We start from the raw sequence: 21,566 nt of genomic DNA, 5'->3' as shown, positions 1-21,566 counted from the left end.
ACCCCACGACGCCTTCTCACCCAAACAGAGGGGGCCCATACTCGGCGAAGGAGAGTTTCATGGCGCAGGCGTTCGTCACGGGCGGTTCGGGGTTCATCGGCCAGGTGCTGCTACAGCGACTCCTCGACGAGGGGCATTCGGTCCGTGTTCTGGTCAGAAGCGAAGCGTCGGCCGCAAAGGTGGCGGCGCTGGGCGCGGTGCCCGTCCGGGGCGAGTTGACCGACCCGGCCACGTGGCGCGACAAGGTAACGGGGAGTGACGTGGTGTTTCACCTCGCTGCCGAGACGGACATCACCGCAGACCGTCAGCGTCATGAGCTTGTGACGGTTCGCGGCACTCGGGCAGCCGTCGATGCGGCCGGCTACGCGCGAGTTCCTCGGTTCGTCCACTGCGGGAGCGAAGCTGCGCTCCTCGCCGGCGACCCGCTGATGGACATCGACGAGACCGCGCCCCTGCGGCCGGACTCGGAAGCCGCCTACTGTGCGGTGAAGGCCGTTGCCGAGAAGATCGTGCTCGATGCGAACGCCCCGGACTTCACCACGGTGTCGATCCGTCCGAGGTTCGTCTGGGGTCCCGGCAGCATCCTCATCGAAGGCCTGGTCGCGGCGGCGAAGGCGGGACAGTTCGCCTGGATCGACGGAGGCCGGCACACGACCGACGTCACGTTCGTCGACAACGCCGTCGAGGGCCTCATGCTCGGATGGCAGCGCGGCCGGCCAGGTCAGGCCTACTTCATCACCGACCGGCGCCGCGTCCCCCTGCGCGAGTTCATGGAGACCTTGTTCGCGATCTATGGCGTCGATACGCCGATCCCCGACCTCGACGCGGAGACAGCGGAGCGCGAGGTCCCGGTTCCCGTTCGATGGTTCCTCGGGCAGCCGTGCATCCTGCGGACGGACAAGGCCGCAGGCGAGCTCGGATACAACCCCATTGTTTCGCATGCCGCCGGTCTCCACGCTGTCAGGGATTCGGTGGCACTCAGCGGTGTGTGAAGGCTTCACATCCGTTCAATCAGAAGGAGGCTGAAATGAGGATTGCCACGATCGGAAGAGGAACGATCGGCGGCGGACTGGCCGGCCTGTGGCGGGCCGCAGGACACGACGTCGAAGAGCTCGGCCGTGATGGCGGGGATGTGTCGGACGCGGACGTCGTCCTGGTAGCAGTACCCGGCGACCAGATCTCGCCCGCCTTGAGCAAGGTCACGGGGCTTGAGGGGAAGATCGCGATCGACGCGACGAACATCCTGCCCGCGCGCCACGGAGACTTTCCGTCGTACGCCGAGGAGGTGAAGTCCTTCACCCGCGGCCCGGTGGCCAAGAGTTTCAACATGAACTTCGGAGCTTTGTTCGGGGCGGTGCGCGAGCAGCGAGTACGGCCGAGTAATTGGTACGTCGCGGACGAGGCCGCCCGCGAGATCACCGAGCGCCTCATCCGCGACGCCGGCTACGACCCGGTACGCGTCGGAGACCTCTCCCGCGCCCGTGACTTCGAGAACGCGGTCTGGCTCCTCATGGGTGTGGCCCCGATAGGAGGCGTGTTCTATCGATTCGCGGTGCCCGGCGAGCTCTGATGAGCGCTCTCGCGTTCCATTCCCATCTGGAGGTTGATGTGTTCGAAGCAGTAAATTGGCCGGAGGCCATGGTCCCCAGCCGCTCCCCGATCCACTTCACCAACGAGCTTGAGGTCGCGGCCTCTCCTGAAACGGTCTGGTCCCTGCTGGTGGACCCCCAGGCCTGGCCCAGCTTCTATCCTGGCGTCGAGCATGTACGGCTGCTCGATGGCCACGACACGCTGCACCTCGGCACGCGGTTCGAGACCAATCTGGCCGGCCAGGACGTCTTCGCGTCCGTGCAGGAGTTCGCGCCTGTGACGCGCATTGCCTGGGGCGGCCATCCCAAGGCCGCGGAAGCATCCAAGGCTTATCACGCTTGGATCATCACACCCACGCCGAAGGGGTGTCATCTCTGGACCGAAGAGACGATGCAGGGGCCGTTCTGGATCGAATTGGCGAAGAAGGCTCCCGACGTTTTCTGGCGCACGCACGAGGAACTTCTCGCAGCGCTCGCCAAGGTCGCGACCGAGCGCAGCGGCTCTCCCACATGACATATTCGCTGAAGGACAAGGACGTTCTGATCGTGGGAGGCGGCTCGGACATCGCGGCCGCGCTGGCCGCCGATCTCCTCCAGGAGGGTGCGCGAGTCACGCTCGCGGGCCGGGACGCCGGGAGAACGGCCGCCGCGGCGAAGGCCGTGGGTGACACCGTCCGGGCCATCGCCCTCGACCTCTCGGACAAGGAGTCGATCCGGGCGGCCGCGGATCAGGCCGGGACCGCCGACGGGCTCGACCATCTCGTCAGCGTCGCTACGGAGAGGGCCTCCGGACCGGTCTCCTCCCTTGATCGCCGCGCCTTGCTCGCTGCCTTCGACGCCAAGGCCGTCGGTCCGATCATGCTGGCCAAACACTTCGCCCCGCTGATCGCCAAGGGAGGTTCGCTGCTGTTCTTTTCCGGTCTGGGGGCCTGGCGACCGGCACCGGGAGGCGTCGCGACGGCGGCCACCAACGGCAGCGTCACCACGCTCGTCTCCGCCCTCGCCGTCGAGCTGGCGCCCACCCGCGTCAACGCCATCTCCCCCGGGTGATTACCACCGGCGCTCGGGACACCGCGGTACCCGACAAACAACGACTGTTCCAGCACGTCGCGGCCACGACACCGGCCCGCCGCGTCGGACAGCCCTCCGACGTCTCAAGCGCCGCCCGCGCGCTGCTGACCAACCCCTTCATCACCGGCGAAACCCTCCATGTCGACGGCGGCGGGCGCTGGGCCTGACCCCGGCACACACATAGACAAGGAGAAGTGGCTTATGTACGACAAAGTGAAGTGGCCCAAGCAGTACGACCCGAAAACGTCGGCTATCTACGCGCTCAACGACATCGACGTGAAGGCGCCCCCTGAAGTGGTGTGGAAGCTGCTCGTCGACGCCGAGAACTGGTCGAGCTACTTTCCCCCCGAAGACCAGGTCAAGATCCTGAGCGGTGAGCCTGAATTGGCGCCCGGAACCAGGTACAGCCGGGTGACGGTTGGATTCTCGATGAGTCTTAACGTGACGGAGTGCGAGCCCTTCAGCAGGCTCGCGTGGAAGACGGTGGTCGACGGCGACGACACCGGTTCGAGCGCGTACCACGGCTGGGTGATCACGCCCACGCATGATGGCTGTCACGTGCTGACCGAGGAAACGCAGCAGGGCCCCTTCTTCCTTGAGGAGCTCGGGCGCAAGCAGCCCGGTGCGCTCTACCGCTATCACCAGGACTGGGTCGAACGACTCGCCCGCGCCGCAGAGGCGGAGGTGGCGAATCCCGGGTTCTACCGCAGCTCCTTCCGGTAGACGATCTCCTTGTTCCCCACGGGTGCCCGGGTATGCGATGATCAGCAGCCGCTGCCCCGCCTTCTCGTTCCCCTTCCAGTCGAACCAGGCGTGGTGCAGCCGGATCCGGGAAGAAGCTCACGAAGACCGAGCGCGCGAGCTACTACACCCTGACGTTGTGCGGGTACCTGCTGCTTACGCTGCGCGAGGCGTTCGCCGTGGCCCCTGACCTCAGCGCCGCGCGGGCGGTCGTGCTGCGTACCGACCGCATCGACACGTACGGCCGGGCCCAGGTCAGCTGCATGCTCGCCGGACGCTTCGAGCGGCGCTCCTTCGACGGCGTGCGATGGGACGCCGTCAACGCGGCCACGGTGGTCAACGACACCAGCGACAACCTGATGATCAATCAGAAAGGCGCCGCCAAGGAACCGTACCCCTCGATCTCCGCTCCGAGCCGGAGCTGCAGGCGCTGGTGAACGCGGTCGACATCACAGAGCTGACCGCCCATTGATTCGACTCGCAGGAACCAGTGAGCGCCCCGTGGTCTGCCATGGCTGAACGTCTCGAGGCGATCGTGCACGCGAACCGGTGGGTGATGAAACCGCGGGCTCCTCCCAGACTGGTCGGAAGATGACCTGCCTACAGGGGCACGACGGAGTGTTCGGGTGGTGGAGCACGGTCCGAGCACGGCGACCGTCATCTACACGTATGCCAGCGTGTTGTGGGGCACAGGTTTCCGTGTGTGACACCACCGGCAATGATCACATTGGGGCGCCCGCGGTGCTCGGTGCGTGCTCGTACGCCCCGTCACACGCCGTCAGGACCCGGCACTACTGGACACACAAAACACGCTGAGGTAGCACGAACCATCACCCACCGACATAGTGCGACTCTAAAAGATCTTGCTTCTAATCCGACGGTCGCAGGTTCGAATCCTGCAGGGCGCGCTTTGATCATGGCGTTGCCCTGTGGAAACGCGTGCCATCGCGGGCGCACGGAACATAGTTCTAGGCCATCGGTGCTCGCGCGGTGCTCGCCCGTACCAATCGCGTACACACCATGATCGTTACGCCGCTCGGTGCGTTGCTCACCGAGTCAGAGCGTCCCCGTTCCGCCGCGAGTCCGGCGAGACGAGGCCGCTCTCCCATCCCAGTCAGGCGCGCAGATGCCTCAGCGCGCTCCGCCCTTCCTGATCGTCGTCTCCCAGCAACAGCGCCGCGGTCTTCTCCGCCGCCGCCATCGACACCTGCGGAAAGACCGAAGTATACGCAGCCCTCGCAGCGTGATCAGCCGATACAGGGCGAACAACCGATGCCGGCTCGCCTCCTCTAAAAACAGCCGGGTCTGCTCCGGCGTCCACAGCATCACCGCCGACGGACGCGGAACCCGGACGTAGGCATCGATCGGATCGACCCGCCGCCCGCCGAGCATCCTGGACCGCTACCGGCTAGCTGCGCTCCGGCAGGCGAAGACCGTATCCGGATGATGCGGATCCAGATCCCGGAGACCGGGCGGGTGCTCGTCCGGCTCACCGCTGAGCAGGGTAGGCGGCTGGCCTGCTCTGGCATGGTCGACGCGCGTCCCTCGCCGTTTGAGGCGGACGTATGGGAGATCTCCTCGCGTCAGAGAGTGGGCGTGGCACTGATCGGCGACGTCGAGGTGTGGGTGACACCGAAGCCCTCCATCGACCGGCTGCTGTTCCTGATCGGCTACGCGGCCGATCCGAAGGGATGGCAGGAGGAGAGCGTTCACCTGAACCCTCGCGAGGGATTGCTGCCCGCTGTTGCTCAGGCGCTGTGGCGGCAGGCCGAGCGGGCGCTACGTCAGGGGCTGCTGCAGGGGTACCGAACGGTCGAGGAATCCTCGTACGTGCTTCGCGGACGGCTGCGTGAAGGAGACCAACTCCGGCGCCACCACGGCCAGGTGATCCCCATGGAGATCCGCCATGACGACTTCACCCTCGATATCCCGGAGAACCAGATCCTCCTCGCCGCGGCCACGCGGCTGCTCACCGTCCCCCGCTTCGACGCCGAATCCCGCCGCCACCTGGCCGCGCTGCGAGCGCGACTGTCCGGCGTCACGAGCCTGATCCAGGGCAGTTCCCTTCCGCGCTGGCGGCCGACCCGGCTCAACGCCCGCTATCACACGGCACTCCGGCTGGCCAAGATCGTCTGGCGCGCCACACGGCACATCGCCGCCAACGGGTTCCTGTTCGACCTGGCGAGAGTCTTCGAGGACTTCGTCACCGTGTCCGTCTCGGAACGGCTGCACGAGACCTACGGCGGAGCCGCCCGCCCACAATATCCGTGCCACTTGGACGACGCATCAGCCATACGGATGCGGCCTGACCTGGTGTGGGAGCTGCGCGGGCGGCCGGCTGCGGTGGCCGACGCCAAATATAAGCAGGAGAAACCGGCCGCATACCCCGACGCTGATCTTTACCAGATGCTCGCTTACTGCACGGCGCTGCGACTGCCTCGCGGCCACCTGATCTATGCGAAGGGCAACGCGATCGCCGCCCGACACGTCGTGCGGCACGCCGGAACGGAGATCATCTGCCACGCCCTGGACCTGACGCTGCCACCGCAGGAACTGCTGGCGCAGGTAGACGGCATCGTGACCGAACTGGCGACGTGAGGAGCGGCATGGCCCAGCTGTTCGTCGAAAGGATCTCTTCTTCAAGTTCGGCAAGCTGGAGAGCCCGTCCAGGACAAGGCCCGCGAGGTTTTCGGCAAGTTCACGCCAACATCCACGCTTGCTCAGTTGTTCCAGCTCACCCGGAGCTCGTCACGGCCGTTCTAAGATCGTTAGGCGAGTCCGAGAACGGCAAAGGGCCTGTTCCCGTATCGGCAGGCCCAGCGGGTGGCGGCGGTGATGTCGGGTCGTCCGGCCAGGCGTAACGCGCTGATGGTGAGGTTCCTCAGGGAGGCCATGACGCGGGGGCCGGAGCGGGTGCGGACGCGGGAGTGGTCTTCGCGATAGAGGGTGTCTCTGATCCAATGCAGTACCTCTACGCCCCAGTGATCACGATTGAATCAGGCCAGGTCGGTGGAGCTGGCCAGGTGCTCGTCGGGGCTGGCGATGCCGAGTTGGGCGATGGCCGACAGCAGGGTTCCGTCCTTGGCTCGCACGTGGCGTTCGATCAGCCAGACCTGGCTGACGTGCGGGAACGGTAGGTCATCGGGGGCGGGCAGGACTTGGATGGTGCGGGTAGTGAGGCGGCCGTGGCCGGTCTCGGTGCTGGCGTGGGTGATCGGGACCTCGTGCCAGGGCAGCGTGTTGAGCTCGTCGAACAGCGCGCCGCGGTTTTCCTTGACCGGGAGCACTAAGTGACCGCCGTGCTCGCGAATCAGGTTCGCGGTGGCTCTGACGGTGTGCAGCGCGTCGGCGGTCAGCACTGTTCCGGTCAGGTCAATTCCTATGAGCGTAATTCGGCAGACCAAGTGTCCTCACCCGCGACGTACTTGACAGTGCAGTCCCCAGGTCACTTGACACCGGTGCCGTGTTCGGGCTCTGCAGTGCTCCCGCCGAGACGCCCACCACCAGGTAGGCCCGGCCTCGGTGTAGTGGACTGGCCACGTCCGACATGCGCTTGGCGAAGCCAAGAGGTAGCAGGGTAATTACGAATGGTCCAGCGGATTCGTCGACTCACATCAACTGGGTAGCAGCCGACTTGGTGGGCCAGGCCGACCCCTTAGATCCGGTGTGAGGCTATGGGAGCTCGATGAACGGCAGTCCGACTGCGGAGAGCTTGGTCTGGAGGTTGATGTCGCTGGTGGCGACGTAGAGAGCTGATCCAGGGTGGGCTGACTGCAGAAGCAGGCTGGATGCGACGAACCGGTCATCCGGCACAGTCAGGTCGAGCCAGGAGGGGAGCTTGTCGTTCCTCGGTTCGATGTGCTCGAAGACGGCGTACACGTCGCCGGCGACGCGGGCGCCGGATCGTACGTCACCGTTGGTGCGCAGCGCTTTGAGTCGTCGTTCCGCGCGTTTGGCCGCGTCGCGAAGCTGTTCGTTCCGGCCTCCGCGCTTGAGGTCGTCGATCTCGCGCAGCACGACTGGTAGCAGATGTGCCATGTACCTGCGGCCCAGCGTGGTGACGTGCGCTGCCAGGTCGGGGTTGTCAATCAAAGTGTTGGTGTCGACGGTGAGCCGCACAACGTACTCGTCAAGGGGAAGCAGCCCAGCGAGCGCTCGAAGATCCGCCACATCGGCGCCGATCATCGCTGCGGCACCTTGCAGAGTCGGTGGAATCCCGTGCTCGCCGTCCTCACGGACGAGCCACTGCTCCAACCGGCCGATGTGCTCGTCCAGCCGTTTGCTGACGGTGGGTGTGGGGTGCGGGAACAGGAGTCTGAAACGCGGTTCCCACTCACGGACCTGCTGCAACAGCGTCATCCGCGAGGCCTCGAGCGTCGCATCGCTCTTCGCCCAGCCCCATTCGGCGAAGCCGATGAAGGTCCCGTATCTGCTGCCCAGGTTGGGGTCGATGTTGACGATGGCGGATGCGGAGAGTATCTCTCGGTAGCCAGTGTGGATCTCCTCGAGTTCGGTCAGGAGCCGGTCGAGGTAGGTCGGCGGGTTAGTCTTGCGGCTGCTCACGGTATCTTCACACTTCGTCTTCCGCGACGGCTGGTTGCAGCCAGTCGCTGTCGGGGCGCGCGAGTAGCCGAGCATTGTTGTAAGCCATCGCAGTGGTGAGCACCGTGTGGCCTCGGTAGTACTCCCCCTGCCGGGAGACCACTAGCGCGAGGTCGACCACGATCGCGTCGAGGAGAGACAGCGGCAGGAGAAGTTGGACCCTGTCCTGGGCCGGGTACCAAGTGGGCACCGCCGCCTTGTAGTTGCGCCGTACCCGGTCCTCCGCGCCGTCGACGGCGCCCTTCAGTGCCATGCGAGCAAGGTGGGGATTCTCCCGGAGGGCTGCCGGGAAGCGTTCCAGGTTGCCCTGGTCGTCTAGGATGTGGTCCACGTTGACCACGAGTTCTTGACGCCAGTCGTAGATGTAGTCCGCCGGGTTGTCGGCGTAGGTCACCACGTCGGGACGCATCGAGGGCGGGAAGTGATCCATGAAGTCACGTCCGCTCTCCACCCGCCAATCCACGAAGGCCCAGGGCTTGTCCGGCCGATTGTTCCGGCGGAACAGCCCGTATATCGTCGCCTGACGGTCAGTTGCCAGCCCCGTGTTGAAGGCAGAGTAGTTGCGGTCGGCAGTCGTCGAGATCTTGTCCTGTTGGTGCGCGCGTTCGAACGTCCATCGGATGTAGTTGCGCAGAATGCGATTGCCGCCTTGCGCTTCGGCCTCCAGTCCGTCCCACCTCTCGTGCTCTGCCAGGTCAGCCAGGCGGTCGAAGAGATCAGGATCGCCGGTACCGTGGCTCAGGTTCGCGCCCGACCGCACATAGCCCAAGTGCGCGTAGTCGTAGAGGGCGTTCCCGGGCGAACCCAACGTGCGAGGCGCTCGCGTCCCTGACGGGTCCGCGCCGTCAAAGTGCTGCTTCAGACGTGCGATGTCGGCCGGTGACGCGTTAACTTGATCCTCGCTGCTCATCATGGGCACCCTCTCAAAGACGTGCGCCTAGACCAGGATGGCTGGTAATTTCCGCATCTGGACCAGGCCACGGACTGATCGGGATCATGGTGACTGTTCGTGATTAGGCTAGTGGGCGAAGGCGTTTAGGCGATGGCGATCCAGCAGACCAGCCGCACGTCGTCTTCGGTGACGGGCGGGAGTGGTTCGGGGGCCGACCCGCTCGGCCTGGTCCGCCAGTCGGCGAGATCTATCAGGTGGTCAACCCGTTCCCTAGGCGTGCCCGGCCGGGCCAGGCCTTCCCGTACGGCACGCAGGATGCGTGGGCTGTAGGGGGTCTGGAGGCGGTCGACCAACTCGTCTTGCTGCTCTCCCAGGTGGGCGCCGTGCCGGCGTCGTCGCGGCCGGGCTGGCCTGGGCGCTGCTGGACCGGGCCTCGTTCCTGCGCTTGATCGGCTGGAAGCTGCTCGCCTGGTGGCGGCTCATCTGGGTCTACCGCCGTCACTGGCAGCCGGTGATGATCGTCTCCGGTCTCGGACGGCAAAGCCGGGCCCGTGACTACCTGCCACGCCTGGTCAAGGTCTCGTGCACTTCGTGGGCTGACGTGGTCACGGTGAAAATGCTGAACGGGCAGGCGGTCAAGGACTGGACCGACCGGGCCGACCACCTCGCCCACGGTTTCGGCGCCCGAACCTGTCGGGTGTCGATCGCGCGGGCCGGTCTGCGCCTGCCGAAAACTACATCCATGCAGGTCAAGCTGCATGTGAGTACTCATGGAGGACCCCGCCGAGCCGGTCCCGCCTGCGTACACTCAGCTCGGCGATTCGCGTCGGATCCGTGATCGGCTCCGGGACGGTGCGTAGCGGGGCCGCTTGATCCAGGGCTTGATGGGCGCGGTGCCGGTTGTAGAACCGCTCATACTCAAGCAGGGCGTGACGCAGGTGGCGCTCATTCCATACCAGGCAGCGGTCGAGCAGCTCGCGGCGACACGACTGCACCCACCGCTCCATAGCCGCGTTCATCCGCGGTATCCGGATCCCGGTGATCACGGTCCGGATACCGGCGTTGGCCAAGATCTCGTCCATGAGAGCGGGGAACTTCCCGTCCCGGTCGCGGACTAGGAAACGTGCCCGGCAGCCCATGTCCTGTAGGTCCATGACGAGATTCCTGAATGCCTGGTCGACCCAAGCGGCGGTCGGGTGGGCGGTGGTGCCCAGCACATGGATGCGCCGGGTGGCGTGCTCGATGATGGCCAGGATGTACTGGCGTTGCCCCGTGAGGGTGGCGGTCTCGATGAAGTCGCAGGCCAGCAGCGCGTCGGCTTGGGATCGCAAGAAGTCCGTCCACGTGACCGACGCTCGTTCAGGGGACGGGTCTATGCCTTCCTGCTTAGGATCTCCCACACGGTGGAGGGCGCGATTTCGATGCTGAGCATGACCAGCTCACCGTGCACCCGCCGATATCCCCAGGACGGGTTCTCCCGGAACAGGCGCAGGATGAGCGTGCGGATGGAGCGGACCGTGGGCGGGCGCCCCGGCCGCTTCGGCCCGCAGGTACGGGCATGACCGCGTCTCATCAGATCGCGGTGCCAGCGCAAGACGGTGTCCGGGCGGACGAGGAGGCGCAGCCGGCGCAGGATCTCGCGGGGCATTGACGTCAGCAAGGCGGCGAGGAAGGCCCGGTCCTCGAGAGTGAATCTCACCCTGGCGTCGACGCCGAGCTGCCGTTCGAGAACAGTGATCTGATGGCGCAGGGCGAGGATCTCGACGTCCTTGTCCCGATCGCCCATCGGCAGCAGCCGCAGCGCGGCGAGGTGTTCGTGACGGCGAGATAGGCCAGACGAAAGAGCACAGACGATCATCATGCCTCACTCCGAGCGGCTGGGCATCACGCGCGTTAGGCGATCCCGCCAGGACCATGACCTGGCCGGATGACATTATCGGCAGGCACACAGCTGTCCGGCCGGGTCTTCGTCGGCCGGGTGGTGCTCGGCCAGGAAGGGGAACTCGGTCAGGGCGAGTTCGGTCAGCTGCAGCGGCTCGGCCGTGCCGGCGTAGTAGCGGCCGATCGCTGTCGAGTACATGAGCACGTCGCAGGAGTGCAGGCGCTTGCCCAGCGAGGCGATGGTGCGCTCGACGGTGAAGTTGCCGCAGCACGCGTTGTACACGTCGGTGACGTCGGTCCACAGCGATACGTGTTCGCGGACGATTCGGCACATGTCCGTGGGGATGGAGCCGTGGAACATGAGCACCCCGGGTCGGCTGTGCTTCGAGAGTGCCAGCCAGGAGTCGAACCTGGTCGTCCCCGCCGGAGACGGGGCGTGCGGCGGTTACACCTCCGGCGCGTGCGACCCGACTGGAAGAGCCGATCAACGCCGATGGTAGCCGATCTTTCCGGCGCACGGGCGCCCGACGCCGACGCGCGAGACCTGGCCCAGCGCATCGCGACGGTGCGTGCGGCATGACGGCGACCACCGACCACACCTGCGGACTCACCCGCGACCGGCTCGACACGCTGCTCACCGCCGTCTGCGACCAGGCCGGCCTCCCCTCCGCCGGCGCCGAGCTGATCAAATTCACCAACAACGCCGTCTTCCGCCTGCCCCACGCGCCCGTCGTCGTCCGCATCGCGGGCTCCACCGCCGCCCGTGTCACCCTGCCCACGGTGGTGCGGGTCGCCCGCTGGCTGGCGCATCACGACTTCCCGGCCGTACGGCTCCTGCCGGGGGTCGAGCAACCCATACGGGTGGACGACCAGCTGGCCACCCTGTGGACGTACATCCCCGAGGTGGGACCGCGTCCCGGCGGCGCGGACCTGGCCACCCTGCTCCAGCGCCTGCACACCCTCCCCCATCCACGCCACAGCCTGCCGCCGTGGCAGCCGATGAACCAGATCCGCCGCCGGCTCGCCGAACCGGAGGACCTCTCCCCCGACGACCATGCCTTCCTCCTGGACGAGTGCGACGAGCTCGAAGACCAGCTCGGCACGCTCCGCTACGTGCTCCCGCCGGGCGTCATCCACGGGGACGCCTTCCTCGGCAACGTCATTGCCGGACCGGACGGGCCCGCGCTGTGCGACTTCGACAGCACCACGATCGGGCCGCGCGAATGGGACCTGACGCCGGTGGCGGTGGGCAGCCTGCGGATGAACTACCCGGTGAACGAGCATCTCGCGCTCGCGGAGCGGTACGGCTTCGACGTGATCACGTGGGAGGGGTTCCCGGTGCTGTGGCGGCTTCGGGAGCTCAAACTCGTGACCAGCGTGCTGCCGATTCTGCGTAGCAACCCTTCGGTCCGGTCACAGTGGCGGCCCGGGATCGCAGCTTCAAGACCGATGACACGAACGTCCGCTGGGAACCGTACAGCTAAGGAACGCCGTGCTGCGTGCACGATTTCAGCGGTGGGCGCGGACTCCGCGCGAGAAATCACCGCCGACTTCTCCAAATATGAACCATCCTCGGAAAATATCGAGGCGGACATCAGCATGGTGACACCTGGAAGAGTCAAGGCCCCTGTCAGCCCTTGACGTGGTGTAGTCCGACGGTCACAAGTCGTTGTTCCCGATAGGTATTTCTAATTACCAGAATGACTTCTGGTCAAGGGAAGTTGCGCAGTGATAGCTTGCCCTTTGTCGCGAATATGGGGACGGGGGAAAGGGAATCCCGTGGGCACCGTTCTACTCGGGGGCGCCTTCCGACTCTCTGTGGACCACATCGTTTCACCTGGAAGCGATATGGGGCGGCGAAGACACGCGTAGAGAGGACATCGGGGTGAGAAAGGCGATCAGAGTCGCTCTGGCGGGAGCAATGACATTAGTGGCCATGGGGATGGCCGCGCCTCCCGCATCGGCGAATAACTACCGCGACTACCACATCCAAGTGAGTCAACAAATGGGTGCCACCGTCAAAATCTGCCTGAAGGCGGAGAGCTATGACGAGGCGAATCGGGATTATCGAGAGAGCTGCACCGGAGATGCACTCGTTGCCACCAAGCACGATCTCACGGTGCAGATCACCGACCGCCACCGGGTCTGGCTCCATGTAAATGTCGCCTTCGGGGAAAGTGCCGATCAGATCACCCTGCACAACGGGTACAACCATACGCTGCAGCGGCACGTTTTCGAGTCGCATTGGTGTGCGCTGGTGGGCACCACGCTCATCTGGAAAGCCGAGTGCTCATCAGACTCGAGTGGAAAAGAGGTCTATCACTGGCAGTGATCCGGCGAACGTGCTTCGGATATCGTCGATCAACGGTCGGCGGGTGCAACGGCCACCGCTGTGATCATTCGGGTGTGACGGATCTGAAGATCATGCGGTGGCCCTGCCGTGGTGTGCCTCGCCGGCGGTCAGGAGAACAGGCGCTGGGGTGCATGCCGTCCGCCAGGCCTGTGTCCGATGGGTGGATGCTGTAGCCGAGCATGCGGCGGACCCGCCGGCTCAACTGGCGGGCGACGTCGCGGCCCGGTGACAGGGTGAAGGCCTCGCGGGTGCGCAGCCACGGCTCGCAGTAGTGCGCCTTGGCGGTCAGGCTCGGGTTCGCGTCGCGAGGGGAGGGCGAGATGACGGGTCGATCCGCTTACCACGGGCCGGAGTCCGCCAGGCGATGATGTGCTGCCGATAGACCAGACCTACCTGCCGTGTCCGCGCGATGATCCCCGGCGCCGGGTCGACGACTCCGTTCTCGGCATGGCACAAGCCGGTGATCACGCGAGATAGCCGCCCGGCTCCATCAGCGCCTCCGCTGGCTCGACGTCGAACGACCCCGCAGTGGCAGTCTGGCCGGCGGTACATGCCTGCTCGATGACGACCGGTGCGGCTGTCCCGGCCAAGTCGATCAGTACCGGGCCGACGTGTTCGGGGCGGGTGACGCGCGCGGCAGCCCATCGACAATGCCGCCGGGCCTGCTCACGGGCGGCCTGATGGTCGGGGCCGGTGAAGTGGAAGGAACGGGTGGAACTGATCGGGTGTGGCGTCACGGTGATGTGGCCCGATCACTCAGGCCGCCTGACCCCTGTCACCTCTTCCAAATACCTGTCACAAGGCACGAGTTGGGACAGCCCGTCACGCAAAGGAACCGCAATGCCTGCTCCCCCAACGAGGGGGCCCGGACCGGCGGTGGCGCGGGGTTCGGCCATCGCGCTGAATATCCCGTTGGTCATGATCGGGCGCGCCTCTAAGCTCGACGGACATGAGCGAGATCGACTACCTGACCGTCAATCGCGCCAACTGGGACGGCCGCGTGGACATCCATGTGGCCAGCGACTTCTACGACGTTGCCGGCTTCAAAGCGGGCGCGGACCCGCTGCGGGACTTCGAGATCGACGAGGTCGGCGACGTCAGCGGCAAGTCGCTGGTTCACCTGCAGTGCCACTTCGGGCTCGACACCCTCGCCTGGGCCAGGCGGGGCGCACGGGTCAGCGGCCTCGATCTGTCGGAGAAGGCCATCGAGACCGCCACCGCGCTGGCGCAGGAATGCGGCCTGCAGGCGCGCTTCGTCGCCGCGGACGTCTACGACGCGCCCGCCGCCCTGAAAGACACCTACGACATCGTCTACACCGGCATCGGCGCACTCGTCTGGCTGCCCGACCTGTGGCGCTGGGCCGAGGTGGTGGCCGCCCTGCTGAAGCCGGGCGGGTTCCTGTACCTGTCGGAGTTCCACCCCGTCACCGACATGCTGGACGAAGCCACCGGATCGACCGTCACCTCCGACTACTTCGACGGCGAACCACACGTCTACGACGAGCCCTACACCTACACCGGCTCGGAGAGACTGACGAACACCACCTCCGTCCAGTTCCAGCACACCCTGGGCGACGTGATCTCCGCACTGGCCGCCGCCGGGCTGCGCATCGACTTCCTGCACGAGCACGACCACACGCTCTTCAAACGCTTCGCAACCCTGGAGTCCCGCAACGGGCGCTACCAGGTGCCGGAAGGACAGCCGCGCATCCCGCTGATGTTCTCCATCAGAGCCAGCCGATAGCCGCCGTTACAGACATGAGGCGCCCTGAGAGTGCGCTGGCTTCCGCAGCCTGAAACCTGTCACCCAACCGGTGATCATTTCCGGTCACAGCACCAGCGAATGGCGGCTGCTGTACCGGCCGCGGGTACGCCTGCTCATTCTGAAACCACACCTGACGAGAGAGCGCGGCACCACCACCTCGCCCGGTCGCACCGCTCCGTTAAATGCCGCTGCCGCTCCCGGCTGTGGCGATACCGTGAGTTCTGTGGGTGATCGCGGGATAGGAGTTCCGCCGCACATCACCGTGGCTGAGAAAAGGCGGCCGGGCGGCCTGCTCCGCACCCGGAACTTCGGCCTGCTGTGGGCTGGGGAGTCGGTCAGTGGGTCAGGTTCGGCGATCACCACGGTGGCCGTCCCGTTCTTGGCGATAACCGTCCTGCATGCCAGCACCGGCACGGTGGCCCTGCTGACCGCAGCCGGCTGGCTGCCCTGGTTCCTGATCGGCCTCCCGGCCGGTACCTGGGTTGACCGCCGGCCGCGCCGCCGCATCCTCGTGTCCGCCAACCTGGTGTCCGCCGCGGTCCTGACCGCTATCCCGGTCGCCGCGTGGACCGGTGTGCTGACCGTGCCCATGCTGCTGGCCGCGGTGCTGATCGCCGGCACGTCCAGCATGTTCTTCACCCTGGCATTCAACGCCTACTTGCCGCACCTACTGACCCCGGATGACCGGATGGAGGGCAACGCCAAGCTCCAGGCCAGCGCCTCGGCCGCCGAGATCGCCGGCCCGGGCCTCGGCGGTCTGCTCACCGAGGTGGCTGGAGCGGTCGGCGGCCTCCTCATCGACGCGGCCACCTTCATCGTCTCGGCCGCCTGCCTGCTCGGATTGCGGACCACGCCCGAGCCGAGGGCGGCGGCGGGGGCGCGGCCCGGCATGCTCCGGCAGCTCAGCGAGGGCCTGGGGTACTTCAAGTACGGCGAGTTCATGCTGCCTATGCTCATCGTGGCGGCGATGATCAACCTCGGGATGCTCGGCGTGTTCTCGCTGCGCATCGTCTTCCTGGTGCGCGCCGAAGGTATCGCGCCGGGAACTGTGGGCGTCCTGATCAGCCTCGCCGGCCTGGGCGGCCTGCTGGGCGCCGTGCTCGCGTCCCGGGCCGTCGCCCGCTTCGGCAGCGCGCGCACCTACGTGGGGGTCAATGTCGCGACCGCGCCGTTCATGCTGCTGCTGCCGGTCGGCGGCCCTGGCTGGCAACTGGTGCCGTTCACGGTGGGATCGTTCGTGGTCATGCTCGGCGCCACGATGTCGGGCACCGTCACCGCTACCTTCCGCGTGAACTACATACCGGCGCACCTCCTGGGCCGGGTCACGGCGGTTTCCCGGTTCGTCATCTCCGGCAGCGTGCCGCTCGGCGCAGCCACCGCCTCCGTCCTGGCGACAGCCTTCGGGATCGGCGCCGCGATGTGGGTGTTGGCCACCTTCTTCGCCGTCACCCCGCTGCTCCTGCTCGCCACTTCAATGCGCAGCATGCGTGACTTCCCGGCCCTCCCCAGCCGGCCTCCCGCATCCAGCAATGATGATCAACTTCGGTGAAGCAGCAGGTGCACCTTTCTTTCGAACTCAAGACCTTTTCTCCACCGGCCAGCGCAACCCGGCTGCGGCGATCAGGCGGGGCCGAGTAGCGGGCCGGCCTGCGGGGTCGAAGCCGACGCCGTCGGTGAGGGCCTCGCGCATCAAGGTGGTGGCCAACTCGCCCTCGGTGGCGAAGGTCAAGTCCACAGGGAGGCCGGTGGCGATGGCGGTGACCTACGGAACGCGTCGAGGGCCGGGTTCGATCCGATGCCAAGGGGGTCTTCGGCCCCGTTCACGATCGGTGCGGAATCTAGGCTCGTGGCTACCCCTGGTCCCGCTGGAGGCCGCCATGTCCGGGTCTGATCAACCGTTCACCAAGCCGAGGGCCCGGCTGGCGCGGGCCTGTCTCTGGGTGCAGATGCTGATCCTGCTCGTACGCTTCGGGAACGACGCGAATCCTCACGGAGCCCGCCCAAGACCGGCTTCACCTTCGGCAACAGGACAGACGATGAACCGGGTGACCGGTGAGAGCCGCGAAAGAGGCGTTGTCGACGATCGTCACACGCACGCCCGGGCCAGGGTGCGGCGGGACGGCGTGGTCTGGCTGGCCTACGTGTTCGCGGCGCGGAACTTGATCGGGCTGCTGGCGCCCGCCCTGCTGGTCTTCCTGCCGATCGGCCTGCTCGCGGCATCGGCCCTGGTTTTGCTCGTGGACGGGTCGGTGGCGGTGGTCAACGGCGACTTCGAGCTGATCGGCGCGCCCGATACGTCCTTACTGATGTGGTCGGCGGCGGTGCTGGTCGTCTCGGTGGCCGGACAGGCCGTGGCGCTGCCCGCGACGGTGCTGCTCGCCACCGGGCGGCTGGCCGGCAAGAGCGTCTCCATCTCCGGCGCGATGCGGGCCGCGACCCGGCGCTGGCCCACGATGGCAGTGCTCGTCCTGGTCGGCGTGGTGGCGTTCACGGTGGCTCTGGTGGCCGGGCTCGGCATTCTCGTGTGGACCGGGGCGCAGGTCACGACTTACGCCGTGATGGCGGTCCTGGCCCTGTCTGCGATGCCGTGCCTGCTGGCCGTGGCGCCTGTGGTCCTGGAGGGCAGGTCCGCGAGGGGTGCCTTCGCTCGCGCGTACCGGCTGACGGCCGGCGCCTCCTGGGCGACGCCGCTCACGCTGGCCTTCGGCGTCGTGCTCTTCCCCGCGCTGGCCGCGCGGGCGGTGAACTGGGCGGTGTCTGGGTTGCCCATCGTGCCGGTCGTGGCCGGCTGCGTGCTGGCGCTGGTCGCCGTGCCGTTCCAGGCGGCCGTGATCGCCCGCCTGTTCCTGCACCGCGTGGTCATCAAGGGGACGATCGCCGAATTCAAGGAGATCGTCGAGGGTCTGCCGTCGGGCACGCCAGACCCGGCCAGGCGCGTGCCGGTGCTCGCGGTGCTGCTCCTGCCCGGCCTGCTGTACGGCGGCACGGTGCTGATCAACCCGCTGGGCTGGCTGGAGGTCTCCGAGACGGCCGTCACGGCGAGCTGGTCACGCGATCCGGATTCCGAGGTGCCTGAGGAGGATGGGCGTCCGGAGCCGGAGCTCGATCCGTCGGATCTGCAAGCCCTGTATGCGGGGCAGGACAGGCGCATGGTCATGCTCATGGACGACTCCGCCGAGGCGAAGCTGCTGACCTGTGAGGACAGCAGCTGCACTCGAATCCGGTTCACCTGGGCCGAGCCGGTCGGCGTTGCCGGCGGGTACACAGCGGCGAGCGCCCGGCTGGCGGACGGCCGTCTGGTCGTGTCGACGTGGGCGCGGAAGGGCGTGGACAACGACGGGCTGATACGGGAGCACGAGAAATGGCGTGCCCGGCTCGGGCTGCTGATGTGCGACGCGACGGGCTGCGTACCGGCCCCGGGCGGCAAGCCGATCACGGAGGTGACGCGGACCAGCCAGGACAGGGCGGTCGCCCTGGCGGCACGGCCCGGCGGCGGTCTGCTGGTCGCCCAGCTCCACGAGCTCCCCTTCAGCAAGCGTGACATCGACAAGGAAGGGCTTTCGATCACCACCTGCGATGATCCGGCCTGCCCCCGTCCACGCACCAAGGAGATTGCCAAGCTTCCCGCCAATAGATACGCGCACAACAGGAGCGGCCTCATCGCGGGCGCAGGTTCCGACGACCGGCCCGTTGTGCTGCGATTCGACCGCGAAACCGGCTCGATCTCCGTGATCTCCTGCGACGATCCCGCCTGTGCCCAGGCACGCATCGGGCGGCCCGTCCGGGAGGATCGGCCCTACAACTTCGACGGCCGCCACGGCCGAGCCGGCGCCGCCATGGTGATCCGACCCGACGGCCGGCCGCTGATCGCCTACCGGGACGTGATCGACGGCGCGATCAAGCTGCTCGACTGCCGCACCCGCGAATGCTCGCGGGCCGACACGGCCACGGTGTCTGAGCCCGGTCGCAACGCGGGGCCGGCGATGGTGCTGGACCAGGACGGGCGGGCGCTGGTGGCCTACCAGGACCTCGACCGCGAACGGATCGTCATCGCCGCCTGCGCCGAAACACGCTGCACGCACACTCCGGTCACGACGATCCGGCGCGGCGGTAGTGATGGCCTGGCCATGGCGCTGGACGGCAACGGCCGACCGATGATCGCCTGGATGGACGTCGCAGGCTACGCCGACTGGGACCTGGTCGTGACCACGCCGCTCAATCTGCCCTGACCCGCGACAGCGCACGCCCGTCCGCCGCGCAGACCGGGCACGTCGATGACGATCCCTCAGCCGATGCCGGGCTAGACCATTTCCGCCGAATAGGAAGCGAACCGACGAAACGCCCTGTCACCGTTCGGCACGTGACCTCACTGGAGCCGGTGACCTCGATGGAACACGTCGAACGGCTGCGCCAGTACGGCGTGCCGTTCCGGAGTTATCTGGACGCCGGGCGGCATCTGGTGCGGCTCGCGCTGCCCGGTGTGCTGGTGCATGTGCCGCTCGCCGCGTTGTCCTTGCTGGCGCTGACGGTGGCGGCCGGCGGCTCGGCGGCGGTGGTGAATCAGCGGTTCCAGCTGATCGGGACGTCCGATGCCCCGATTCTGATCTGGACGGTCGTGCTGGCGGCGGTCGCGCTCGCCGGGGAGATCGTGGTGTTCCCCGCGACCGTGATCATCGCTGCGGGTCACCTGGTCGACCGGCACGTGGCGCCCATCGAGGCGCTGCGGGCGACGGTGCGACGACTCCGTCCCTGCTCGTCCTGCTCCTGGTGGGCGCGCTGGCGTTCGGGGCGGCCGCGGCCGCGGGGGCCGGCGTGCTGATGCCGACTGATCAGCGGTGGCTGGCCAACGCGGTGCTGGTGGTGGCCGCGTACGCGGCGATGCCGGGCCTGCTGGCCGTGCCCGGCATCCTGCTGCACGGCTGCTCGGGACTGGGTTCGATCCGCCGCGCCTATCGCCTGACCCGGCTGAGTTTCCTGCCGACCGCGTTGACGCTCGCCTTTGGGGTCGTGCTTGTCCCCTGCGCTGCGGCGTGGGCTCTCGAGTCAGGACTTGGCCTGCTCCCCGGCCCGCTCGCGACCCTCGGATGGGGCCTTGTCGCAACCGTGCTGGCGCTGGCCATAACGCCCTTCCAGGCCGCCGTGGTCGCGCGCCAGTTCCTCCACTGCATGGCCTGGCGCACCGAGGTCCACGACTCGGACCTGGCGCACGGCCTGCCCGACGGCCCGCCGCCGCGCCCGGTCAGGCCCAGCCTGCTGCCGGCGGCGCTGCTGCCCGGACTGCTGTTCAGCGGAGTCGTACTGGTCAATCCGTTCGGCTGGCTGGAGGTCGCCGAAACGAACGTGACCGAGTCGTGGCAGCCGACGGAGCGCTCCGACTCCTCTGACAACGACCCTGAGCTGCGCCCCTTCGACCTACGGGACGTGCACCCCGGCCGCGGCACGGGCCTGACCATGGTCATCGACGGCTTCGAGGACTATGCCAGCCTGCTGGCCTGTCCCGACATCTCCTGCCGGAAAACGACTTTCACGTGGGCAGAGCCACCCAACGCCAACACCGACGCGGCTCCCGGTGCGGTCAGCGCACTCCTGCCCGACGGACGACTTTTGCTGACCACCTGGTCACATCAGGCACTCAGGCTGCTGACGTGTGAGGCGGACAAGTGTGTGCCCGCCCCCGGCAGTCGGAACATCGCGAGGGCGTACTACCCGTCGGGATACACCGGGGTGGCGCTGGCCGTACGGAAGGGCGGCGGCCTGGTCGTCGCCTTCGCCGACAAGGAGCGGGTGAACGGTGACGACAGTCCGACCAAGGACATCGTCTCCGTCATCTTCTGCGCGGAGGTGAGCTGTTCGCGTCCGGAGACGAGGCACGTTGCCCGCCTGGATGCGAGCGCGTACCTGCCCGATGTGCACAACCTGGCCGTTGCGATGGCGCCCGGCGACCGTCCCGTCGTTGCCCGGTTCGACACCACCAGCGGCCAGATCCACGTCATCTCCTGCGCTGACGCGGCCTGCCTGCGGCCCCGCGTGACCCGACCCGTGCCTGCCTACCCGCCCGGCGTCAACGACCGGCTGGGCCGCGAGACCGGCCTGGCCCTGGTGGTACGGGCGGACGGCCGCCCGATGATTGCCTACCGCGACATGAACGACCGCGCGACCAAGCTACTCGACTGCCGCACGCCCGACTGCGCCCAGGCCGACGCGATCACACTGGACGCCGGAGGCCCGTACCGCTCGACCCCGGCGCTGGTCCTGGACCGGGCAGCACGGCCGCTGGTCGCGTACCAGAACCAGGACGGGACCCGGCTCATGCTCGCCACCTGCATCGGACGTCGGTGCGTGAGCACCGCGGTGGCCAGGATGCGGGGCGCCGGCGAGGGCTTGGCCATGACCATGAACGGTCAGGGCAAACCGACGATCGCTTGGATCGACGACGGCGGCTCGCTGTTCCGCGGTGAATGGGCCCTGATGCTCACCACCCCGCTGAGCCTCAGCGCGGACTAGGGAAGGAGGAATCCCGCTATGCCATGGTCGTACCGTTGCCGCACCATGGACGACGTCCTGGTCCTGGCCGCGCGAGCCGACGCGGCCAGGGTCGAACGCGCCTACGCCGTCCTGACTGAGCTGTTCGGCGGCGCCCTGCCGTGTTCGCGGCTGTGCTGGCGACCACCA

At 67.2% G+C, this 21,566-nt stretch carries 23 protein-coding genes and 1 pseudogene; 15 read left to right on the top strand and 9 right to left on the bottom strand.

The annotated features are described in order from the left end of the window. Positions 1–59 precede the first annotated feature (59 nt). The 7 genes and pseudogenes from IEY87_RS04115 (at position 60) to IEY87_RS04085 (ending at position 5,999) form a co-directional block, all read left to right on the top strand. Positions 60–992 (top strand): NAD-dependent epimerase/dehydratase family protein, encoded by a 933-nt coding sequence (locus tag IEY87_RS04115; RefSeq protein ID WP_189137082.1) that lies wholly within the window; start codon positions 60–62, stop codon positions 990–992. A 35-nt stretch (positions 993–1,027) separates the two neighbouring features. Next, a complete protein-coding gene (locus IEY87_RS04110; protein ID WP_189137081.1) occupies positions 1,028–1,570 on the top strand; it encodes an NAD(P)-binding domain-containing protein in 543 nt (180 codons plus the stop codon). Then, positions 1,570–2,103, top strand: coding sequence for an SRPBCC domain-containing protein (locus tag IEY87_RS04105; RefSeq protein WP_225278049.1), 534 nt, complete (start codon positions 1,570–1,572; stop codon positions 2,101–2,103). The genes IEY87_RS04110 and IEY87_RS04105 overlap by 1 nt, the downstream gene beginning before the upstream one ends. Further along, positions 2,100–2,827: pseudogene (locus IEY87_RS04100) on the top strand (SDR family oxidoreductase). The gene IEY87_RS04105 and the pseudogene IEY87_RS04100 overlap by 4 nt, the downstream one beginning before the upstream one ends. Further along, positions 2,799–3,383 carry an SRPBCC domain-containing protein gene (locus tag IEY87_RS04095; protein ID WP_225278050.1) on the top strand — a complete coding sequence of 195 codons (585 nt, stop codon included), beginning with the start codon at positions 2,799–2,801 and terminating at the stop codon, positions 3,381–3,383. The pseudogene IEY87_RS04100 and the gene IEY87_RS04095 overlap by 29 nt, the downstream one beginning before the upstream one ends. A 155-nt stretch (positions 3,384–3,538) precedes the next feature. Continuing rightward, positions 3,539–3,838, top strand: a complete 300-nt coding sequence (locus tag IEY87_RS04090; RefSeq protein ID WP_189137080.1) for a hypothetical protein — start codon at positions 3,539–3,541, stop codon at positions 3,836–3,838. A 1,006-nt stretch (positions 3,839–4,844) separates the two neighbouring features. Further along, a complete protein-coding gene (locus IEY87_RS04085; RefSeq protein WP_189137079.1) occupies positions 4,845–5,999 on the top strand; it encodes an McrC family protein in 1,155 nt (384 codons plus the stop codon). A 398-nt stretch (positions 6,000–6,397) separates the two neighbouring features. Here the strand turns inward: IEY87_RS04085 and IEY87_RS04080 are convergent, their stop codons facing one another. From IEY87_RS04080 to IEY87_RS04065, 4 genes are all read right to left on the bottom strand, one after another. Continuing rightward, the gene (locus IEY87_RS04080; protein ID WP_189137078.1) at positions 6,398–6,760 is read right to left on the bottom strand and encodes a hypothetical protein; all 363 of its coding nucleotides are present in this window, start codon (positions 6,758–6,760) and stop codon (positions 6,398–6,400) included. A gap of 313 nt (positions 6,761–7,073) precedes the next feature. Further along, entirely contained in the window at positions 7,074–7,964 is an 891-nt protein-coding gene (locus tag IEY87_RS04075; protein WP_225278051.1) for a PIN domain-containing protein, read from the bottom strand. Between the two features lie 7 nt (positions 7,965–7,971). Next, positions 7,972–8,916 carry a DUF3825 domain-containing protein gene (locus IEY87_RS04070; RefSeq protein WP_189137076.1) on the bottom strand — a complete coding sequence of 315 codons (945 nt, stop codon included), beginning with the start codon at positions 8,914–8,916 and terminating at the stop codon, positions 7,972–7,974. 122 nt (positions 8,917–9,038) lie between these two features. Further along, positions 9,039–9,248, bottom strand: a complete 210-nt coding sequence (locus tag IEY87_RS04065) for a hypothetical protein (protein WP_189137075.1) — start codon at positions 9,246–9,248, stop codon at positions 9,039–9,041. Between the two features lie 161 nt (positions 9,249–9,409). Here IEY87_RS04065 and IEY87_RS47435 point away from each other — a divergent pair, with 161 nt between their 5' ends. Continuing rightward, on the top strand, positions 9,410–9,733 hold the full coding sequence (locus tag IEY87_RS47435; protein ID WP_504822949.1) for a hypothetical protein: 324 nt from the start codon (positions 9,410–9,412) through the stop codon (positions 9,731–9,733). Here the strand turns inward: IEY87_RS47435 and IEY87_RS45445 are convergent. The 3 genes from IEY87_RS45445 to IEY87_RS04055 all read right to left on the bottom strand — a co-directional run bounded on the left by IEY87_RS45445 (position 9,645) and on the right by IEY87_RS04055 (position 11,137). Next, a complete protein-coding gene (locus tag IEY87_RS45445) occupies positions 9,645–10,226 on the bottom strand; it encodes an integrase core domain-containing protein (protein WP_225278052.1) in 582 nt (193 codons plus the stop codon). The two genes, IEY87_RS47435 and IEY87_RS45445, sit on opposite strands and share 89 nt — an antisense overlap. Before the next feature lie 41 nt (positions 10,227–10,267). Continuing rightward, positions 10,268–10,756: a hypothetical protein gene (locus IEY87_RS45440; protein WP_225278053.1), complete on the bottom strand. Its 489-nt coding sequence runs from the start codon at positions 10,754–10,756 to the stop codon at positions 10,268–10,270. A gap of 72 nt (positions 10,757–10,828) precedes the next feature. After that, positions 10,829–11,137, bottom strand: coding sequence for a putative antirestriction adenine methyltransferase (locus tag IEY87_RS04055; protein ID WP_372462285.1), 309 nt, complete (start codon positions 11,135–11,137; stop codon positions 10,829–10,831). A gap of 215 nt (positions 11,138–11,352) precedes the next feature. Between IEY87_RS04055 and IEY87_RS04050 the strand changes: the two genes are divergently transcribed. Together IEY87_RS04050 and IEY87_RS04045 are read left to right on the top strand one after the other, a co-directional pair. Beyond that, the gene (locus IEY87_RS04050) at positions 11,353–12,417 is read left to right on the top strand and encodes a phosphotransferase enzyme family protein (protein WP_189137073.1); all 1,065 of its coding nucleotides are present in this window, start codon (positions 11,353–11,355) and stop codon (positions 12,415–12,417) included. 244 nt (positions 12,418–12,661) lie between these two features. Beyond that, positions 12,662–13,108 carry a hypothetical protein gene (locus IEY87_RS04045; RefSeq protein ID WP_189137072.1) on the top strand — a complete coding sequence of 149 codons (447 nt, stop codon included), beginning with the start codon at positions 12,662–12,664 and terminating at the stop codon, positions 13,106–13,108. Between the two features lie 485 nt (positions 13,109–13,593). Here IEY87_RS04045 and IEY87_RS04040 read toward each other — a convergent pair whose 3' ends face one another. Continuing rightward, the gene (locus IEY87_RS04040) at positions 13,594–13,866 is read right to left on the bottom strand and encodes a hypothetical protein (RefSeq protein WP_189137071.1); all 273 of its coding nucleotides are present in this window, start codon (positions 13,864–13,866) and stop codon (positions 13,594–13,596) included. 212 nt (positions 13,867–14,078) lie between these two features. On the opposite strand from IEY87_RS04040, the gene IEY87_RS04035 reads away from it, so the two are divergent. Then, on the top strand, positions 14,079–14,873 hold the full coding sequence (locus tag IEY87_RS04035) for a class I SAM-dependent methyltransferase (protein ID WP_189137070.1): 795 nt from the start codon (positions 14,079–14,081) through the stop codon (positions 14,871–14,873). 283 nt (positions 14,874–15,156) lie between these two features. Next, a complete protein-coding gene (locus tag IEY87_RS04030; RefSeq protein ID WP_189137069.1) occupies positions 15,157–16,443 on the top strand; it encodes an MFS transporter in 1,287 nt (428 codons plus the stop codon). Between the two features lie 27 nt (positions 16,444–16,470). Here IEY87_RS04030 and IEY87_RS04025 read toward each other — a convergent pair whose 3' ends face one another. Continuing rightward, positions 16,471–16,629, bottom strand: coding sequence for a hypothetical protein (locus IEY87_RS04025; protein WP_189137068.1), 159 nt, complete (start codon positions 16,627–16,629; stop codon positions 16,471–16,473). 301 nt (positions 16,630–16,930) lie between these two features. Here IEY87_RS04025 and IEY87_RS04020 point away from each other — a divergent pair, with 301 nt between their 5' ends. The 3 genes from IEY87_RS04020 (at position 16,931) to IEY87_RS04010 (ending at position 21,398) form a co-directional block, all read left to right on the top strand. Next, positions 16,931–19,123: a hypothetical protein gene (locus IEY87_RS04020; protein ID WP_189137067.1), complete on the top strand. Its 2,193-nt coding sequence runs from the start codon at positions 16,931–16,933 to the stop codon at positions 19,121–19,123. A gap of 131 nt (positions 19,124–19,254) precedes the next feature. Next, complete coding sequence (locus tag IEY87_RS04015) at positions 19,255–19,713, top strand: hypothetical protein (protein ID WP_189137066.1); 459 nt, start codon at positions 19,255–19,257, stop codon at positions 19,711–19,713. Then, entirely contained in the window at positions 19,662–21,398 is a 1,737-nt protein-coding gene (locus tag IEY87_RS04010; protein ID WP_189137065.1) for a hypothetical protein, read from the top strand. Before IEY87_RS04015 ends, IEY87_RS04010 begins: the two co-directional genes overlap by 52 nt. The last annotated feature ends 168 nt before the right edge of the window (positions 21,399–21,566 follow it).

This window comes from Nonomuraea glycinis, assembly GCF_014646515.1.
Taxonomy (GTDB): Bacteria; Actinomycetota; Actinomycetes; order Streptosporangiales; family Streptosporangiaceae; genus Nonomuraea; species Nonomuraea glycinis.
The sequence above is the reverse complement of the archived record's forward strand: the minus strand, read 5'-3'. Positions and strand labels throughout refer to the sequence as shown.

Bases quoted from the DNA above. Each gene is read 5' to 3' on its own strand.
- IEY87_RS04115 (WP_189137082.1), top strand. From the start codon at position 60: ATGGCGCAGGCGTTCGTCACGGGCGGTTCGGGGTTCATCGGCCAGGTG.
- IEY87_RS04110 (WP_189137081.1), top strand. From the start codon at position 1,028: ATGAGGATTGCCACGATCGGAAGAGGAACGATCGGCGGCGGACTGGCC.
- IEY87_RS04105 (WP_225278049.1), top strand. From the start codon at position 1,570: ATGAGCGCTCTCGCGTTCCATTCCCATCTGGAGGTTGATGTGTTCGAA.
- IEY87_RS04095 (WP_225278050.1), top strand. From the start codon at position 2,799: ATGTCGACGGCGGCGGGCGCTGGGCCTGACCCCGGCACACACATAGAC.
- IEY87_RS04085 (WP_189137079.1), top strand. From the start codon at position 4,845: ATGATGCGGATCCAGATCCCGGAGACCGGGCGGGTGCTCGTCCGGCTC.
- IEY87_RS04070 (WP_189137076.1), bottom strand. From the start codon at position 8,916: ATGATGAGCAGCGAGGATCAAGTTAACGCGTCACCGGCCGACATCGCA.
- IEY87_RS47435 (WP_504822949.1), top strand. From the start codon at position 9,410: ATGATCGTCTCCGGTCTCGGACGGCAAAGCCGGGCCCGTGACTACCTG.
- IEY87_RS45440 (WP_225278053.1), bottom strand. From the start codon at position 10,756: ATGATGATCGTCTGTGCTCTTTCGTCTGGCCTATCTCGCCGTCACGAA.
- IEY87_RS04055 (WP_372462285.1), bottom strand. From the start codon at position 11,137: ATGTTCCACGGCTCCATCCCCACGGACATGTGCCGAATCGTCCGCGAA.
- IEY87_RS04050 (WP_189137073.1), top strand. From the start codon at position 11,353: ATGACGGCGACCACCGACCACACCTGCGGACTCACCCGCGACCGGCTC.
- IEY87_RS04035 (WP_189137070.1), top strand. From the start codon at position 14,079: ATGAGCGAGATCGACTACCTGACCGTCAATCGCGCCAACTGGGACGGC.
- IEY87_RS04020 (WP_189137067.1), top strand. From the start codon at position 16,931: ATGAACCGGGTGACCGGTGAGAGCCGCGAAAGAGGCGTTGTCGACGAT.